General features: G+C 35.0%; 15 protein-coding genes and 2 pseudogenes. 7 read left to right on the top strand and 10 right to left on the bottom strand.

The window, feature by feature from the left end; genetic code table 11:
• Nucleotides 1–375 precede the first annotated feature (375 nt).
• Nucleotides 376–1,458 (top strand): AAA family ATPase, encoded by a 1,083-nt coding sequence (locus tag D1869_RS09805; protein WP_156014945.1) that lies wholly within the window; start codon nucleotides 376–378, stop codon nucleotides 1,456–1,458.
• A 645-nt stretch (nucleotides 1,459–2,103) separates the two neighbouring features.
• Nucleotides 2,104–4,464: a M1 family metallopeptidase gene (locus D1869_RS09800; protein WP_156014944.1), complete on the top strand. Its 2,361-nt coding sequence runs from the start codon at nucleotides 2,104–2,106 to the stop codon at nucleotides 4,462–4,464.
• A 141-nt stretch (nucleotides 4,465–4,605) separates the two neighbouring features.
• Here the strand turns inward: D1869_RS09800 and D1869_RS09795 are convergent, their stop codons facing one another.
• Nucleotides 4,606–5,178 carry a S9 family peptidase gene (locus D1869_RS09795; RefSeq protein WP_231113810.1) on the bottom strand — a complete coding sequence of 191 codons (573 nt, stop codon included), beginning with the start codon at nucleotides 5,176–5,178 and terminating at the stop codon, nucleotides 4,606–4,608.
• A 327-nt stretch (nucleotides 5,179–5,505) separates the two neighbouring features.
• Here D1869_RS09795 and D1869_RS09790 point away from each other — a divergent pair, with 327 nt between their 5' ends.
• On the top strand, nucleotides 5,506–6,456 hold the full coding sequence (locus tag D1869_RS09790) for an IS110 family RNA-guided transposase (protein ID WP_156014943.1): 951 nt from the start codon (nucleotides 5,506–5,508) through the stop codon (nucleotides 6,454–6,456).
• A gap of 242 nt (nucleotides 6,457–6,698) precedes the next feature.
• Nucleotides 6,699–7,931: pseudogene (locus D1869_RS09785) on the top strand (RNA-guided endonuclease InsQ/TnpB family protein).
• Between the two features lie 167 nt (nucleotides 7,932–8,098).
• Here D1869_RS09785 and D1869_RS09780 read toward each other — a convergent pair.
• From D1869_RS09780 to D1869_RS09770, 3 genes are all read right to left on the bottom strand, one after another.
• Nucleotides 8,099–9,331 carry an ATP-binding protein gene (locus D1869_RS09780; RefSeq protein ID WP_156014942.1) on the bottom strand — a complete coding sequence of 411 codons (1,233 nt, stop codon included), beginning with the start codon at nucleotides 9,329–9,331 and terminating at the stop codon, nucleotides 8,099–8,101.
• Between the two features lie 329 nt (nucleotides 9,332–9,660).
• Nucleotides 9,661–10,047: a helix-turn-helix domain-containing protein gene (locus tag D1869_RS09775; protein WP_156014941.1), complete on the bottom strand. Its 387-nt coding sequence runs from the start codon at nucleotides 10,045–10,047 to the stop codon at nucleotides 9,661–9,663.
• 3 nt (nucleotides 10,048–10,050) lie between these two features.
• Entirely contained in the window at nucleotides 10,051–10,494 is a 444-nt protein-coding gene (locus tag D1869_RS09770) for a hypothetical protein (RefSeq protein ID WP_156014940.1), read from the bottom strand.
• A 512-nt stretch (nucleotides 10,495–11,006) separates the two neighbouring features.
• Between D1869_RS09770 and D1869_RS09765 the strand changes: the two are divergent.
• Together D1869_RS09765 and D1869_RS09760 are read left to right on the top strand one after the other, a co-directional pair.
• Nucleotides 11,007–11,470 (top strand): annotated as a pseudogene (locus D1869_RS09765) (PaREP1 family protein).
• 227 nt (nucleotides 11,471–11,697) lie between these two features.
• Entirely contained in the window at nucleotides 11,698–12,990 is a 1,293-nt protein-coding gene (locus D1869_RS09760; RefSeq protein ID WP_156014939.1) for a hypothetical protein, read from the top strand.
• A 198-nt stretch (nucleotides 12,991–13,188) separates the two neighbouring features.
• Here the strand turns inward: D1869_RS09760 and D1869_RS09755 are convergent, their stop codons facing one another.
• The 4 genes from D1869_RS09755 to D1869_RS15510 form a co-directional block, all read right to left on the bottom strand.
• Nucleotides 13,189–14,256, bottom strand: a complete 1,068-nt coding sequence (locus D1869_RS09755; protein WP_156014938.1) for an ISNCY family transposase — start codon at nucleotides 14,254–14,256, stop codon at nucleotides 13,189–13,191.
• A 96-nt stretch (nucleotides 14,257–14,352) separates the two neighbouring features.
• Complete coding sequence (locus tag D1869_RS15520; RefSeq protein ID WP_231113591.1) at nucleotides 14,353–14,592, bottom strand: hypothetical protein; 240 nt, start codon at nucleotides 14,590–14,592, stop codon at nucleotides 14,353–14,355.
• A gap of 29 nt (nucleotides 14,593–14,621) precedes the next feature.
• Nucleotides 14,622–14,804, bottom strand: a complete 183-nt coding sequence (locus tag D1869_RS15515; protein WP_231113590.1) for a hypothetical protein — start codon at nucleotides 14,802–14,804, stop codon at nucleotides 14,622–14,624.
• 12 nt (nucleotides 14,805–14,816) lie between these two features.
• A complete protein-coding gene (locus D1869_RS15510) occupies nucleotides 14,817–15,491 on the bottom strand; it encodes an AAA family ATPase (protein WP_231113589.1) in 675 nt (224 codons plus the stop codon).
• A 167-nt stretch (nucleotides 15,492–15,658) separates the two neighbouring features.
• Between D1869_RS15510 and D1869_RS09745 the strand changes: the two genes are divergently transcribed.
• A complete protein-coding gene (locus D1869_RS09745; protein WP_196772260.1) occupies nucleotides 15,659–15,826 on the top strand; it encodes a hypothetical protein in 168 nt (55 codons plus the stop codon).
• 206 nt (nucleotides 15,827–16,032) lie between these two features.
• Here the strand turns inward: D1869_RS09745 and D1869_RS09740 are convergent, their stop codons facing one another.
• Nucleotides 16,033–17,100 carry a hypothetical protein gene (locus D1869_RS09740; RefSeq protein WP_156014936.1) on the bottom strand — a complete coding sequence of 356 codons (1,068 nt, stop codon included), beginning with the start codon at nucleotides 17,098–17,100 and terminating at the stop codon, nucleotides 16,033–16,035.
• The gene (locus D1869_RS09735; protein WP_156014935.1) at nucleotides 17,093–18,577 is read right to left on the bottom strand and encodes a cytochrome ubiquinol oxidase subunit I; all 1,485 of its coding nucleotides are present in this window, start codon (nucleotides 18,575–18,577) and stop codon (nucleotides 17,093–17,095) included. Before D1869_RS09735 ends, D1869_RS09740 begins: the two co-directional genes overlap by 8 nt.
• Nucleotides 18,578–18,823: the final 246 nt, after the last annotated feature.

The raw sequence follows: 18,823 nt of genomic DNA, 5'->3' as shown, positions 1-18,823 counted from the left end.
TCAAATTATTACTAATATGTCTAATCATCTTTAAATAAACCCCACTTAATGATGTTATCTTTCTCGAGAAGATGCAAGGATAAATAACTTGTATTTGTTGGGCTACTTACAAGGACATCACAGTCTTTACACACAAATGTTTAAAAAACAATTTTTGCTCTTTACACTTTTAGCTCTTTTCAGTGAATCACATTAGGAAGAACTATTTTTATAAATACCATTTTTTACAAACAGCATTGAATTTGACGACTGTTTAAGAACAGTCCTTATAAGGAAAATTTTAAAAGATTCAGGAAAAGTGAGAGACCTAAGTAAGATATGTACTAAAGGTAGTAAATAATTTAAACTACGGTACCGATATAATATCGGTACCGTATGGTTAAGTTTATATTTGGTAGAGAGTTAACAGAAGAGGATGAGTTCTTTGATAGGGAAGACTATATTAATATTTTACTTAGTTATATAAATAGAAGACAGCCCGTAGCAATATTAGCACCTAGGAGGATGGGTAAATCTTCACTCCTAAATTACATCAAAATTAAATTAGGCAATGAGTATATAGTAGCAAAGATAAGCTTGGAAGGAATAACAACAATAGAAGAGTTTGCTGACGAGCTTACCAGCAAGTTAGTGTTGGACGCATTATCTAAGTCACTTAAAATGAGGACTAAAAATACTATATCATCTCTAGTCGCGTCGTTAAATCAGTTTCTGGGTTCAATAAAAAGTTTAAGCGTTAGAATGCCTAACTTAGAGTTGTATATTGAGCGCTATTCCCTATTTAAAGAAAATAAATTAAAACCTAGTGAAATCTTAGATGATGTGTTACTCTTACCTCAAAGAATAGCCGAAGATACCGGTAAGAATGTTGTGCTTATGATAGATGAGTTTCAAAAGATTAGGGCTTTAAAACAACCTTTTCCAAAAATCCTGGAGATAACTAGGAAAAGATTACAGGAGAGTAGAAACGTGGAGATAATAGTTTCTGGGTCGGAAACTGGCTTAATAGAGGAAATGATAACTGAGACTAAAGAGCCGTTTTATAACTATTTCAAAATAGAAAGACTTAAGCCTTTTGATAAAGAAACATCAATAAGATTTTTAAATGAAGGACTAAAGGGAAAATGTAAAGAATATTATGAGAAAGTATATGAAATAACTGAAGGCATTCCTGCATGGTTAAACTTAGCCGGATTAGTATTTGAGAGAGAATGCAGCATTGAAGCTATCCTAGAAGATCCTAATGTAGAGATAGAATTGAAAAAAGATCTGGAAGGTCTTACAAAGAATGAAATTAAGGTATTGAAGGGTTTGGCAAAGGGTAATAAGTTAAGTGAAATCAAAGTATCAAATATATATAGAGTGTTAAAGGCATTAAAAAATAGAGGGCTTGTAGATAAGGTAAATGACGAATATAAGATAATAGATCCTATTTTATCTTTTTATTTAAGAAAATAATATACTGAAATTAGTGTAATATATTATGGCCTTCAAAAGGAATTATTTTCTCTTTAATTTCGTTATCAACTTACCATCAATAATAGAACTAAAGACGATAGCTCTAAGGAAGAGTTGTTTTACTGGGTCCTTCAATTTTCCCAGATTGGGTATTCTTAAACGGTTATGAAGTTCAAGGGACTTCTTGTAATATTATACTAGGTAACACTAATGTGTTTGGTAATCTTTAAATAAGCTAATTTAAAGATGTCATCACTCTGGAGAATTTTTGAGAATTAATAACCTAGGTGTACGCAAAGGTTATAAGGTTATTTATATATAAAGACTTCACAGTCTGGGTAAAGGACCTTTGATTGTTAGGTAACCGTAGAAAAACACTGTAATCTTCACACATAAGTGTTTTCTAAAATAATATTTAGCCTTCATCTTTCTATTTTTTCAGTACTTGCACTAGGAAATATAATTTTTATTCTACTACAATATTTTCACAAATTTTTTGAGATTGATGACTGTTTAAGAACAGTTTCCGATTCTTGGTTTGCAACCATGAGAGGAATTAAAAAGTTATGCCATGGATAAATCCAGGGAAAATCTACGAAGCATTTCATAGGATAATTTTTTATTTTATTACTTAACTTTATCTATATGGTAAATGTTGAAAGATATGAGATATTCTTAGATTTTAATGAGTACAGTTACGATGGAATAGAAAAAATAAAAATGAATAGTGATGGTGAAATAGTCGAATTAGACAGTGTTGGACTTGAAATAAAAGAAGTAAAAGCCGATGGTAGGCAAGTAAAGTACGAAACCAAAAACGAGAAGCTTATAGTCTACTCTAAAGTTAATGAAGAGCTGGAGATAAGGTTTAGTGGAAAGGCGGACGATAAATCAATATTAGGCATATATGTTGCTCCATATAACGGAAAATACTTAATAACTACTCAGTTTGAACCAATATACGCTAGAAAGTTCATCCCATGTTTTGACTCTCCAGATATGAAAGCTGTTTTTAAGTTATCTGTTAGGGTTAATAGGGGTCAAAAGGTCATTTCTAACATGCCAATTATCAGCATTAGAGATGATGGTGAAAAGATAGTTTATGAATTTGATGAGACTCCCAGGATGTCAACATATTTACTATACTTAGGTATTGGGGATTTTGAAGAGATCAGTGATGAGAATAAAAGGCCTAAAATAATAGTGGCATCAACACCTGGAAAATCTAAACGGGGAATTTTTGCAATTGAAGTTGCTAGGAAGGTTATTGATTACTACGAAAAATATTTCGAAATTCCTTACCAGTTACCAAAGCTGCACCTAATAGAAATCCCAGAATTTGCTGCAGGTGCTATGGAGAACTGGGGTGCTATTACTTTTAGGGAGAGTGCTTTACTGGCTGATGAGTCTTCATCTGTTTCTCAGAAGTTAAGTGTTAGCGCTGTCATAGCTCATGAATTAGCCCACCAATGGTTTGGCGATCTGGTTACACTAAAGTGGTGGGACGACCTATGGCTTAACGAAAGTTTTGCCACATTAATGGCTTATAAGAGTTTAAAGGAGATATTTCCTCAATGGGAAAGCGAAGGGCATTTTATATATGAAGAAACCTTGAGCGCATTAACTGAAGATTCTCTATTTAATACTCATCCAATTGAGGCACATGTTAAAGATCCGCATGAGATTGAGGAAATGTTCGATAACATCAGTTACGGTAAAGGTGCGAGTATTTTGAGGATGATCGAAGCTTATGTAGGTGAGGAAGTTTTCAGAAGGGGTGTAGTTAATTATCTAAATAAGTTTAAGTTCTCAAATGCTTCTGGAAGTGATCTGTGGAATTCTATTTCAGAAGCATATGGCTCGGACATTTCGCCAATAATGGCTGAATGGATAACGAAACCCGGATATCCTGTAATTACGGTCAATGTTGAAGGTAATTCTGTGGAGTTCTTTCAACATAGATTCACGTTATTGAACTTCAATGATAGTACTATTTATAAAGTGCCTTTAACCTTTGAGGTTAACGGAAAAAGACAGACTTTGTTACTTGACAAAGAAAGTGCTAAGTTGAATTTTGATAATGCCGTGAACTCAATTAAGGTTAATTTGAATAGAACCGGATTTTATAGGGTCTTATACAAACCCTTTGAACTCTCATTTTCATCTACACTTGACAGTTATGAAGAGTTGGGGTTAGTTAATGATTACTGGAACTTCCTATTGGCTGGATTGGAATCAATAAAGACTTATTTAACTCTCATTAAGAGATTCAATAATACGCGAAACTCTTTCTTATCTAGAGAGATTGCTTTCGAGCTTACGACACTATATTATATAAATAAGGATAAATATTATTCGATAGCTAGGGACTTTCTGTTAAACCAGCTAAAGATATATAGGAATACAAAAGACGATCTGAGTAAAATGGCTTATTCCAGTATAATTAGGTCTCTGGCTATTATAGATTATGATTTTGCGTTAGGTCTCTCTAACCTATTCCAGTACTATGAACAGCTAGACAGTAATATAAAGGGGGCTGTTGCAATAGCTTATGCTATTTCCACGTCCGATTTTAACGGGTTGTTGGATAAATATAAGTCTTTTAATTCTGATGAAGAGAAGCTAAGAATGATAGACGCTATAACTAATATTAGGGATAAGTCAATTGTGGAGAAACTTGCAATGTTAGTACTTAATAGGACTATAAAGTATCAAGAGGCACCACATGTTATAAATTCGCTTTCAAACAACCCGTATGTTAGAGAGGAGTTATGTAACTTTTTACAAGGTAATTTCGACATGATAAAGCAGTTTGTAATGACTGTTGCTGGGATGTGGGGGTTATTTTACATTATAAGAGGGCCTATGATTATGTGTGGTGTTAATAAGCCTGAGGAGACTATTGAATTTCTTGATAGGATAAAGACTAAAGAAATAGCTAGATCTGTAGAAATCGCAAAGGAGTATATAAAGGTATACAATAGAGTAAAGAATTTAGATCTATGAAGTAATTTTTGTTAATTAGATAATTTATTTCTTATATGAAAAGTTAATCAAACATAGATTTTATTAAAGAAAGATTAAGTATGCATTAAGAATTTCAAATATTCGATAAGAGAACTTCTAAAATAAAGTAGACATTTAACTTTAATTACCAAACATCTTCTTCAAGAAGATTAGAGCAGGTAACAGAAAGTCTATAGCATCGTCTATCTTATATATTGCATGTCCCAAATTAGGAATTACGTGTAAGTAGTAGGTTTTATTATTCTCTTGGAGTTTCTGAACGTATTTTAACACGGGCGTTAAGGGTGTTCTTGTATCGTTCTGAGAGTGTATTATACATAGGGGGCATTTTACATTATTAACATAGGTAATTGGTGATCTATCTTTCATGAGTTCTAAATTCTTGCCCATAAATAAGGTCTCCATAAATCCCTTAAAGAAGGAATCAGATAAATCATACATTTCTACCCAATCAGCTACTGAGACACCGGCAATACTGAAGTCCCATTTATCCGGTACCTTACCCACAGCTAATAGAGTCATATATCCTCCATAACTATACCCTATAATTCCTATTTTCTCAGCAATTCCCTTTTCAATCGCGTAATCTCTGGCAGCTATTACATCGCTTAAATCTCCACCAGCTGGATCTCCAATATCCATCAAGTTAAATTTACTCCCGTAGCCTGTAGAACCTCTAAAATTAGGTGCAATAACATTATACCCTAGTAAGACTAATGGTGATATCAGTGAATCTATTATCTACTTCAGCCCATGGACCTCCATGAACGTAAACCATTCCTACCTTATTAGGTTTTCTAGACTTTATAATCCATGTAGGGACTTCAATATTCCCATTTTTTATTTTGACATATTCTACCTTATATAAAACATATTAGTCAGATCTGTGTAATACAGATCTGACTGGGGTGTAGGCCGTTGACTTCCTTGGGCTTGAAGCCCGTCGGGGAGCTTGGCCCGCCTCCAATTCGGACCGGAAGTTGGGCAAAAAGCCCGAATAAAACATAAGGGTGAGTATACATGGAGGCCCCAGTCGCAGGAATAGACGTATCAAAAGATAAATTAGTAGTATATTTCCAAGGCAAATACTACGAGTTTCCTAATGATAGGCAAGGTTATGAGGAGATAATTAAGATCTTGCCTAAGGGTTGTAAAGTGGGTATTGAAAGTACTGGAATTTACCACATTAACCTAGCAAAGTACTTGATGGGAGAGTATGACGTTAGGATTATTAATCCCTTCATACTCAAGAAGTTCAAGGACTTTAGGGGTAAGAAGAGTGATAAGAATGATGCTAAAAAGCTTGCAGAAATAGTTGTAAGTATGGGTAGTGAGTTTACAACAAGTGATGCTAGGGAGTTAACTAGCCAATGGGATTTTGTTACTAGGAGTATTGCTAGGGTTAAGAATAGGTTGAGGAGGGATTTGACACTTTTGGGCTATAAGGATAGTTTGTCCAAGAAGAACTTAGAGGAGGTTTTGAGGGGTGGGGATAGTATTGTCTTGGCTGAGGTTAGGTTTCTTTTGGAGGAGTTGGAGAGACTTGAGGTTAGGAAGAGGGAGATTGAGGAGAAACTTGAGGATCTTGTTCCCAAGGATAGTTTGATTTTCACCATTCCTGGTATTGGTAAAACCTTGGGTTGTATAATTTTGGCTAGGGTTGGTGATATTAGGCGCTTTAGTGATAAGAAGAGGTTTGTTGCTTATTGCGGTCTTGACCCAGTTATTGAGTCTAGTGGTAAGAGTGTTGTTTCTAAGGGTATTTCTAAGAGGGGTGATGCTGTTTTGAGGAGAGCTTTCTATCTTGCAGCTTTAACTGCTATTAGGGTTAATCCTGTTATCAAGCGTTTTTATGAAGAGCATAAGGGAAAGTTGAAGGGTAAGAAGTTGATTATTGCCTGTGCAAGGAAATTAGCTGTTATTACTTGGGCTGTGCTGTATTATAATAAACCATTTGATGCTAGCGAGTGATAAGGAGAGCCTTACTTTTCCATAAGTAGTGTAGACTATGCTCGATTTTTCATGGAAAGGTTTTTATACCGGAAGCTCTCCTATGTTAACGTCTTTATTATTTATTACGACATCAACCTTATTTTCCTTTAAATCCTATTTATAAAGTTTAGGGGTTCAAAGGGGGCGAAAAACCTCGCCAGTGGGGATGGATAGCCCCCTTTGTAGAAATATTTTTTAATCCACTCTCGAACATTTTATTAATGCCCAACGTAGGGTTCCGCTTTCGTGCATATGCTGACGATCAAACAATTAGGGCGTTAAAAGCCCAGTTGAGGTTAGCATGTGAGATGTACAACACCCTACGCTGGGCAGATATCTATTTCTACCAAAGGGACGGAAAGGGTCTTACACAAACGGAGTTAAGACAACTCGCTCTAGATCTAAGAAAGCAAGATAAGGAGTACCAACAACTCTACTCACAAGTAGTACAGCAAATTGCCGATCGTTATTACGATGCTAGGGATAGGTTCTTCAAAGGTCTAGCACACTTTCCTAAGGAGAAGAAACCCCATAAGTACTACTCTCTTGTTTACCCACAAAGTGGATAGAAAATACTTGAGAGCAGGGAAATAAGGACTAAGAGTAGGAAGAATAAGAAGAAGCTGGTGTTATTGAGGTTATCAAATCTCGGCGTGTTTAAGGTCATTGTTCATAGGGACTTCCCGCTTGACAAAGTAAAGAGGGTGGTAGTTAAGCTAACACGTTCAGAGAGAGTATATGTCTCCTTCATAGTTGGAGGTGTTGGATTCTCTCAACTCCCAAAGACTGGTAAGGTAGTTGCAATAGATGTTGGGATAGAGAAACTCCTAACCACGAGTGATGGATTCTATTTCCCTAACTTGAGACCTTATGAGAAGGCACTTGAGAAGATAAGGAAACTCCACAAGGTTCTCTCGAGGAAAGAGTTCTTGTCGAAAAATTGGTTTAAAGCAAAAGTGAAGTTAGCTAGGGGTTATGAACACTTCAAGAACTTGAGACAAGACCTCTATATGAAGTTGGGCAAATGGTTCGCACAACATTATGACGTTGTAGTAATGGAGGACATAGATGTTAAACAACTGGTGGAGGAGTCAGAAAGGAAGTTGAGGATGAGGTTACACGATGTTGCATTCCATGAGTTGAAGAGAATACTAGAATATCAGTTGGAAAAATATGGAAAGAAACTGTTGTTAATAAATCCAGCATATACTTCAAAGATGTGTGCTAAATGCGGGTACGTAAAGAAAGAGTTAACTTTGACTGACCGTGTGTTCAGCTGTCCTAAGTGTGGTTGGGTTACTGATCGTGACTATAACGCTTGCTTAAACATATTGAAGAGATCGGGGTGGGAGCCATCCTTAGTGCCTGTGGAGCTCCACCCTCTACCCGTAGCGAAAAGCTACGGGCAAGGTGGGGCTATGAAGCAGGAAGCTCCGCCCTTCAGGGCGGGGTAGCTCACGAGAAAAAAGGAAGAAATCAAATTTCAGTTACTTCTTTTAGTAAGAATCTTACTTGCCTCTTATTTTAAGTTAGTTTTTACTCTGTCAGAATAAAAAATCTCTAATGGTGAACAACTTGTGAAATGGTAAAAAGTTAATGAAATGAGTTTTCACTCCTTAATTTATTCTATTTGAAGTAAGAATTTCCAGAGAGGTTTTATTTTAATCTTTTTCCCTTCAACTTCTATCTCTTCCTCATTATCCCAGGTTACGATCTTTAGTTTTTGTACTCCAAGACTGGATGAAGCTTTAACTAGTCCCCTTATTTCTCTATCTTTTATCTCGCCATCTAAAGTAACTTGTATTAACTCACCGCTTTGTTCGTCATAGAAGTCAACCTCATAATCTTCTCCCTTTACATAGTACACACCCTTTAACTGGTTTTTCCTTAATAAGTGTATTGCGACTGTATTTTCAATTAACCTTCCTTTGTCCTTTTTGACAACTACTTCTTGGATTATACCTGGGTCAACAATATACACTTTTTTGTTTTCGCCTAAAGAACTCACTTTCACAGAATACCTCTTCACAGTGTAAATGAGATAACTCTCTATAATCCCAGAAAACCACTCATCAGCAGTCTTATAATCTACTTTAACAATATTAGCGAGTCTATTTAATGATACTTCAGAGGAATATAAGGATATTACAGCTGATGCGAAGTCCTTAAATCTCTCCACTCTCCTAATCTTAAGCCTGGATACAACATCCTTAAACAATATGTCGTTATAAATGCTGTTTATCATCATCCTACTCTTCAGCATTAAAACTTCCGGAAATCCTCCTTCCTCAAGGTACTTCTCTAACAGATTCTTGATTAGTGCCTTTTCTTTTGTGGTAAGAACATCTTGTACTTTGATTCCGTTGAACCTTAGATATTCTTTGAACGAAAAAGGGAAGAGAACGTAATCAACATGTCTACCCGTAAGTGACGTTGAAAGTTCTCCCGAAAGTAGCTTTGAGTTACTACCAGTTATTACTACTCTTTTACCCTCTCTTCTTAGCCTGCTTATAAATGGCTCCCAACCTTCAACGTTTTGGATTTCATCAAAGAGTAAATATCTTACGTTACCGTAAAGCGAGTATATTGCCTCTTCAAGCTTAGAAAGCTCTTTAAAACCTCTAAATCTTTCATCATCAAAATTGACGTACGCGAAATCCTTTCCCTTAAGTAAAAGAAGGGATAGAGTGGATTTACCAGATCTTCTCACACCCAATATAGTCAATACGTTAGGTATTGATAAAAGGGAAAGTAGGTCTGGAACATCTCTGGATATTATCCTCTTGTTAGAGGCTAGATCTATAGCTTCTTCCCTCTGCTCTTTGAGTACCGCTTTGATTTCTTCAACATTCATTGGAGTATACTCCATAAAGCATCTAATAAATCTTTGGAGTGTACTCCATAGCTAATTTAAGATAAATATTCTATATCATATATGATTGCAAGCCTCCTTATACTATTCATATATTATATAAAGTACAACCTAGTTTTATTGGTAGATTTTTCCGTATAAAAACATATAGGGGTTTTAGATTCTTTCGTAAGTTGTCGATAATGATTGAGGGAAATGATTTTGGATTTTTACTAATTATTGTGAAGTATTTCATTTAAGCTAAAATTTTATAAGACAAAGAAAATGCATTACTTGAACAGAGTGCTCAAAAGTAAGGCATCTCAAGAAAATTATGTGAGTAAAAATAGATATTGTAATAGAAGCGTTAAATCGTCTGTGTCAATATTACCTTTAGAAGCTACTATATAAAATTCTCCTTCATCCTTTAAAAGTTCAGCTATTTTCTCAATCTTTTCGTCAGAAATTCCATGGTATTTAAACCAGATCCCATTAATCATTCTCTCTTTATAGTTTTGTAATACTTTATCAGTTATCACGTATTTCCCATCTGATGTCTTCTGCAAATACCCCTCCTTTATAAGATCGTTCAACGCTTTGGATAGACCTGCATCCGACATACCAGTCAGCTTTCTCAGTTCCGTGAATGATCTTGGTGTTTTACAGTGTTCAAGTATTAAATTTCTCTTCACGATATAAGATTTATTCTGTCCCCTTATAAATCATTGTAAGTCCCTTACCTCGCTCTTTATGATACTGATAGACTTTATGGATTCAAATCCTGTCTTACCTTTCCATAGTTCCATTTCACTTTCTTCAACTACCACTCTATGTTTTTCATAATCTAGTAATAACATTGTAGCCCTTTTCCTTACAGTTTGGTCTGTCTCATCAAGTAGTTTAATATCATTCAATATTACATGCTTGAGTTTTCCGTCATTAGTAATGCTTACTGCTACTGACTTATCTCCAAGATAAATGCCGTATAGTTTATATTCAAATTCATTATTATCTTTTCTAGTCTTCATCTCGGTAATTTTCACTTTCCAATTATCTCCAGTAATTTCGTTGGACACTTGTCTTTCAAGGTTTACTTTATCCATTATTTCTTTTACTTTATCAAGTGGTATATGTGGAATTTTATCTAACGGTTTTTCTCTACCCATTTTACTTCACTAAACTTTACTATAGTAAAGTTAATATTTAAACTTTTTGTGTTTACATAGTGCCTTGTACCTACTTGAATTTTTATCAGAGTTAAAGGAAAATTTACTTTTAAGCTAACACTTGATTTTAACAAAAACTTATGGACTTAAAGTCTGGGAAAATCGAAAGGTCTAAAAAGAATATTAACATTAAAAGGATTCATACATAGCTTTTAAGGAAGTATTCTTAGTGGATTGTGGCACACTTTTATGAGCATCTCCGCAAGTAATAAGGGCTTAATACTCGCCAGAGCTTAATTTTCTTCTGTAAAACTTACTCCTTATTTTAAATTACTGAAAGGTAACTCTCGCATACATTTAACAAAGATTTAAGATAGCTAACTTAAAATTACTACTAGCTTAGGAAGGGATAACTTCTCTGCTAATTAAAACTTATATGCTATATAAATATGAAGTATGTTCCATAGTAACTTTAATAAAGTTTTTTAACGTTCTTCCGTTAACTATGACTTATGGAAGAGTTAATAAAAAAGACTGAGGAAAAGAGGATTGATGTTGAGGATCTTATACTTTCAGCATTATCTAAAGCGGATCCTCAAGCTGGAATTAGGACTAGGTTGGAGTTAGCTAAGAAATATCTATCGGAAGCTGAAGAATATCTTTCTAAGGGAGACATTGTCCAGTCCTCAGAAAAGGCTTATAAGGTGGCTGAAGAATTAGTAAAAGCCCTAGCTGAGAAGTTTAACTTACCCAAATATCAACAAGCAATTAGAGAAGGGAGATGGTACACTTATAGTTTAACTAATGCTGTTGCAAAACTTTCTCTAAAACTGGGGGATTAGGTCAAAATTGGTGGAACTCAGCCTATATTTTACATGTTTGGGGATTTCGTGAAGGAAAACTAAACTTGGACACTGTTAAAGTTATGATGAGTGATATAAAGAAGATGTTAGAAGAGGCTGAAAAGAGCTTATGAACAGAAATTACGTATAAGATATTTCATGAACTTATCTAAAACGTAATTAATGGAATAAATTTATCTGAAATGAGAGCTCGCTCTTCTTTCCCAAATATCAAACCTTTATATTCCAGTAGAAAATTAGAAGTTAATAGAAGTATTTTTTGAAAAGGTTAAATCAATTAATTAGCTGCCCCTACTTATAGGAGAAACAGTATTTAATTCCATTACACAATCTTTTATATATGGTATCCCTCTTTACTCACTATAATAAAGAGGTGGTCAAAAGGGAAATTTATAACTTCTCCAAGCAAAGATGGATAGCACTTTATGGAAACACAATGTACCGTTACGATAAAAAAGACAATCCCTTAACGTTTGAGAATGAAGATGATGTTCCAAAGAAAGTCCTTATGTTTAACGCTAGGACCATCTATGCCACAGCGGGAAAATATGAGGTAGTAAATAGAGAGAACGTAAGTAACGATAAGCTTATTGCTTACACACCATTCTTTGACATCGATACTAAAATTGACAAGTGGGAATATGCAATTAGAGCTTCTGAGATAATTGTTTCATATCTAGAAAAAGAGGGTGTAAATAAGTCAGTTTACCTATTGTGGAGCGGTGAGGGAATACATGTTAGAATAAACGAAAGAGCTATAGGTAAGAGTTATGACCCTTTAACTGCAGCTCACGCAATAGTTCAGTACGTTATAAATAAGACTAAGGACGAGCTTCAAAAGCTTTCTGAAAGTTCTGGCGGTGTTTTAAAAGTTGAGGATTTGATAGACGCAAAAAGAATATTTACTACTCCGCTTTCATTCCACAAGGAGCTAGATTACGTTACAGTTTGTTTTTCTCCAAATAAGTTAAGTAAATTCTCACTGGAGTGGGCTAAGCCAGAATCCTTTATTCATGAAGAAGGGCTATATGAGCAGTTTGAGGAGAATGAAGCTGAGGACTTACTGATAAAAGCTATAGCAGAGTACAAACCCACTCATGAAAGCGTTAAGATAGAGGAGAAGAAGGAGGTAGAGGGAAAGATCGGAAGGTTTCAGGTTATGGGAATTCTACAAGCTGCAAGATACTATGTCCTCTTCGGCGATTTAGATAAGGCTAAATCCTTTGGCTTAAATAGGGCAATATTTTACGCATGGGCTAAACACTACGGAAAAAGTTACGTTCCAAAGACATCAAAAGGTAAGTATAAAGTTCCTATTGAAGCAAAGAGTGATAGAAAACTGGTTAATGTAGCGGGTGAGGAAGTTTACCAAGATGTAGAAACTGGTTATTTCGTAATAGGTGATAAACCTCAAAAGCCTGAGGATTATGATAAGGAGATTAGGGACAAAATAGATCATATAATACCTTATGAAGAAGCGTGGAAGGCTTCAGTAGATTATGTTTCATCATTCTCTAGGCAAACATTAATTAATCAAAGAGAGTTTTACGAGAAAGTTTATCTTCCAGTTAGAGAAGCGTTTGTGGAAAAAGTAGTAAAGAGAAAGAGAGGAGGAATTGATGCATTTCTGTAGAAGTTTTCATAATATTATTGGAAATTTTTACAGTTTTTAGAGAGTAAGAAATGTAGACTTTTTATCCAATATTTAGTATCTATTTAACATAGAAATAGCTATTAGATTTCTACCTTAATTTTACAGTCGATAATATTTAACTTACAGCCAGTCTGGACACAGAAAATACGCTCTTGTAAAGAATTCACGATTAGCATTTTACGTCTTTTTCCTTCTCTTAAAAAGTTTCTTAATCCCGCCCAAAGATTGATAAATACTTTTTATCACCCTTGCTATCCTCTTGGCACCCAAATACAAACCAAGAGAATACTTAAACAAGAGTACCAAGAGTAAGGAGAGAGCCTTAAGGGTTATAAACCCCTTATTCCTAACCCAAGTGAGGAAAGAACCTTTCTCCAATCCCAAGGCTTTAAGCTCCCTAATCAAAACCTCAATATCCCAACGATTCTCCCACGCAGTTATTATTTCCTCCGCAGTATCATTAACGTTGGTAGAGAAGAAGTACCTCCTTCCAAAACCCTTATAATCATCTATTACAAGTAATTTTATGGGAATACCTAGATACTCAACTAGGTATTCCCCCTCGGGGAACTCGCCAACTGGCACGAGCCTACCACCCTCGGTGACCCGCGAGTTGGACTTGAGTTCCCCGACGGTATTAGATAAAAGAGTCCTAGAATTAACATACCAAGAATCAAAAACCTTGCACACAACATTAAACTCCTTCTCGAGAATTGGCAATGTTTCCAAGTATTCTTGTATCTTTGTCTTGAACTCAACCTCCTCTCCCCTCTCCCTTAATATCTCAACAACCTTTTGTGGTATGTAGGGTATTATTGTTACTATGTAGGTCTCGTTTGTTTTCAAGTCTTTTATTGCTATTATGAGTAGTTGTATTGTTGGTTCGTATCTTTTGTGTTCTCTGCAGTAGAAGACTTGTGCTCCGTTTCTTGATACTGGTAGTGCTCTTGCGTGTTGTTTGTGATCATGTGTGTCGTCTATTATTAGTTGTACTGGGTGGTCTTGTACTATCTCTTTTACTATTTTGATCAGGTTTGTGTTTGCTAGTTTGTTAAGGTTTTTTAGTACTGTCTCGTAGTCCATGCCCGTTGCTTGGGCTATTTCTGTTGCTGTTCCACCCATTACTCCTCCAAGTACTAGTTTTGCTAGTGTGTCTTTTCTCACGCTAGTCAAGGCGATGAATATTTGTTGGAGTGCTTCTTGAAGTGCATTGTAATACGCTTGGAGTAATGAGTTTGTATTCATCCAATACTTTTGTCAGTTAATTTTTAAAAAGTTTTCAAGGTGCCCTTAAACTGCAAGGATTTTCCTATAAATGCTACACGATTATTTTAGATAGGCTTAAACTTCTCTCTTAGCGAAATAATGTACTATCATTGGATCTAATATTTTGTATATACCTCTTTCTTCTTTTTCCACATACCCATACCTCATAAGTTGTGCTAAAGCCCTATTAACAGTCCATATGTTATCCCCTAGATCTTTTGGTCTTCCTTTACCACCTAAACTAGCTAATTTCCTCAGAACTGATCTAGCTGAAGGAGAGAGTTTTCTTAAATCACCTTCTATTGCATTAGTCACGTTCTCATCATAAGGTAAACTATTTAGAATTACATTAACGGGCTTTTTTCTATGACGACTTTTATCCCTACTAGGTTAAGCCATGCTGGAAATCCGTCAACATATGGCACAATATCTTCAACTTCATTCTCACTAACGTTAACTCTCTCTGCTTCAAATCCTTTTCTAAGGAACTCTTTTGATTTCTCTTTGTCAAAAGGATTAACTCTCATTAAATAAAAGAACTAATAAAAAGGTTGGGTTTTAGTATTTATGATCTCTTTAAGCATTCCAATTGCAGAACCAGAAATAACGTAGGTTACGTTTTTATGAAACTGCCACTTACTCCTCATTATGTGAAATATTTCAGGTGAAGTTTGTTTTGCTAGCTTAAGATATTGAAACTCATCAAGAGCTATTACCATCCTTTGAATACCTAATTTCTCAGCTAATATTTGAGGTAAATCCAAGACCTTGGAAAGCTCTTCACTTAAATTCTTATTCCTCTGTGCTTTATCTAGCACAACTTCAATTAAAGCAGTTAATTCTGGTACGTTAAGGGTTACTTCGATCGCACCTATTAGTTCCCTAATCTGCTTTAAATAACTTTTAGTCTTTTCCACGAACTGAAACTTGAAACCTGCAAAAGAATAAGCTGTGATTGTAACATTACTTATGTACGCTGAGACGAATTCCGCCAAGTTGAAACCTTTTTCTCCTCTGACAAATTCCTCTACTGAAATCAAAACAAAAGGTAAAGAAGATTTATTAAGAGAGGCTAATAATATTGAGGTTTTTCCGATCCTCCTAGGACCTATTAAGCTTACTGGCTGACCGTTTTTCATGAATCGTATCAAAGTATCTATCTCTTGATCTCTGCCAAATGGATTAGGAGTTGGAGGTCCATATATAAACCACATTTTACTGGTACCAGTAAAATGTTGGTACCAGCAATTTTAAACTTTTTCACTATACTAATGATTATCAGACCAAAAGTCTAGTTATGTATAGTCTTAGTAATTTTTACCTCAGATTCTAAGAATTCTCATGTAAAAACTCTGTTAAATCTATTAAAGTACGTAAATTAGTGAATATTACCATTTACTTAAGCGTGCCTATAAAAATTACAGTTATATTTATTACTTCACACGCATTTTCCTCTCAACAACTTCAAATACATGAAAAAAGAAAATACAAATGCATGCCTAGAAGAATTTCTATGGAATACTTAGCTATAATTATTGAAAAAGAGTAACGAGGTTAAGTAATTATTTATTATTATTATATTAAATCTCATAGCTTGTAACCAAAGATTATAATTTATAAAACATTATAATTAGTAAGGAATTTAGTCTTTCAAATTATTTCTGTAAAAATGAATTTAAGGTCTGCAGAGTGATTTTACTAAACTGCCATTAGAGGATTAAATAAAAAATCAAAATAAAAAATTAAATTACTTTTTTATTTTGTTTCTACTTTTCTTGCTGCTTTTTCTAATGCGGATTTATAAAGTATTTTATATGAGACTGCGGTAACTCCACCTACTACTAGGAAGCCTGCTCCAGCCAATATAGGCGCGGAAGCTGATAGAGTTACTGAATTAGTCAGTAATAATGATGCTGGTATACCGGTAGGAGGTACCGCATCAACTAATATATTTCCATTGGTGAATATGCCAAACATTACTGAACCTAAGAATGTGAAGAAGAATACCCATGCTTGTTTCCAAGGTAAGTTTTTGTAAGTTGATGCATAGAGAAGCAAGTACAGAATGATAATGTATATCCAGAATCCAGCATTCCCTATCGCGTTGTTAAATACTGTAGGTAACCATTCATGTGTGCTGATTAATACTAGTATTATTGACAATGTAAGTCCCGCAAAACCTAGTATAGCCCTTTCCTTTATACCGTAAAATGCTACAGTAAAGTATACTACATACATTACTATACCAATGAAGAATACCCAATTGAATGGATTAAATATCATGCTAGTGAAGTTAGGATAAAATACTTGTATACTTCCGTGAGTTGCTTCAAGTACTGCTGGTAATTCATGTTTTTCTAGTACTGTAGCTACTGTAGTGAGTGGAAGCTTTAGTCCAATACCGTAACCACTAAATACTGATGTGAATATAGTATTCCCAAGGAAAGCCACTAATAATGCTAAAGGTGCCGCAAGAATGAATAATAACTTTGAAGTAGATTCTTTGCCTAATGAATCAGCACCTTCAGCAGAACCAATTAGATAGTGGTGAAAAGCTAGGATTATAATTAATGTCATTAGCACTCCAAATAAAGCTTCACCAGTAGCAAACATTACTGGGGCAAACATTGAGTCCAAAGATACTACTAACCATACTAGAGATGTTGCTATGATAGCCCATAATGATCCTAAAACAATCTTCATTTTCTCCTTATAAGTATTAATTCTACATATAGGATACATTACTATTGATCCGGCTTCAATCATGAACATTGTTACGAACCATGCTAATGGAATGAAGAAAAATAGGACGTATTCATTCATTCATACCACCTCCTAAATGCTCTTTTTCATGGGTACTCATAGTCTTGACTGGGGGAGCTTGGGCTGTAAACCCGCTACTAAATGTTGGGGTAATTGAAGCAACATCTTTAGATATTTCTCTACCAGTGAAGAGTTTCTTTAACATATATATTGTTCCAATTACAGCAATTGCTAGAACGGTCATTATTGCTATACCAATTGGATATACTATCGGATTGTTGTTATAAGCCTCATTTGTCCACATTACAGCTTCGATTGTATATATTCCATTAGCGGTCTGTAGCATGGGTCCCCATATTACGAAAGGTTGCCTACCGGTTTCAGCTGCAACCCATCCAGACTCCCAGGCTACTAGCTGTAGCCAACCCATGATAAATGCCACTGCTAATGGGATTTTGTTTTCTAGGGTATTGTTAAGCCCTAAGAATTTTACGTTAAGCTTATGTCCGTAATAAGTAAATAGAGCTAATATCCAGAAGACTATTGCACCTAATATGCCTAGTGCAGCATGAACATCATATGCGGCATGAGATAGCCACCAGATTGGATCTCTAACATTCTCTACAAAGCTTGAATAGCCAAGCACTAATGCACTCGGATTAGGAGGCCATGAGACTAGTAAGCTTAATAATCCTGGTATTTTGATTGGACCGAGGTCCATAGGTGCATATCTACTAGTATGCATTAAACCTTCAAGTGTTGCTAACTTTAATGGTTGGACAGAATATAAAGTCTTTCCAGCATTATCGCCAGCCCAAGCTAGGAATATTGCATCAATTGCTGCTCCGTATATTGAAAGTTTTAATCCTCTATTGTAGTACTCTACGTCATCATGAGTTAGGTTCTTACTAAAAAGTTTTCTTAAACTGAAATAGCCAGCTAAGCTACCGAATCCTACGAAGAGAGCTCCTGCAACACCCATTGGCACTTCTGCAGTTGCGGCTGGAGGCCATAATCCCGATACTGGATTAATGTCAGTTAGAACTCCGTTATTTATATAGTTCATAACGTTAAAACCAGATGGTGTATTCATCCATGAGTTGACAATAATTATAAGAATTGCTGATGCAGTAGATCCGGCACCTATCATTAATCCTAGTATCATATGTGTTGTTCTGCTCATCCTATCCCAGCCATATAAATATAGAGCTAAGAATATTACTTCTGTAAAGAACGCTAAAACCTCAAGTACAAACGGCATTATCTCTAATTCGTTAACTAAGTACATCCATTTATACCATACTGTAATGAACTCCACAGCTATTGCCGCTCCACCAGCAGAGCCAACAGCAAATAGTACTGCCATGACTACTGCAAACCTTTTTGCTAAGGCTAGATAGTAGGGGTCGTTCTTTCTATAGCCTAAGTACTCAGCAGTTACTATGAAGAATGGTAATGATATAGCCCAATATGTAAAAAGTACGTGAATTGCCATAGTATATGCTGCAAGCACTCTATCAAATACGAATAGACTCATTTTATCACCTTTATATAAATAAGATTAAAATGATAATTATTAAACCCTCTTAAGGTAAACCGTTGAACTATTATGATATTTTCACGCCTTAGGTCTTACAATAAATCTTAAAAAGTAACTTAGTTTATTTAAAAAATCATATGTATCAAGGTAAGAAAATAAATTAGAATATAATATATAAAAATACAAATTAGAATATGCATGCAAGGTAGTTATATCTGCATTTGAATGGTAGAAAATAATATA

The sequence above is a fragment of the Sulfurisphaera ohwakuensis genome (assembly GCF_009729055.1).
Classification (GTDB): Archaea; Thermoproteota; Thermoprotei_A; order Sulfolobales; family Sulfolobaceae; genus Sulfurisphaera; species Sulfurisphaera ohwakuensis.
Note: the sequence above shows the minus strand (reverse complement) of the source record. Positions and strands in the feature narration are given on the sequence as shown.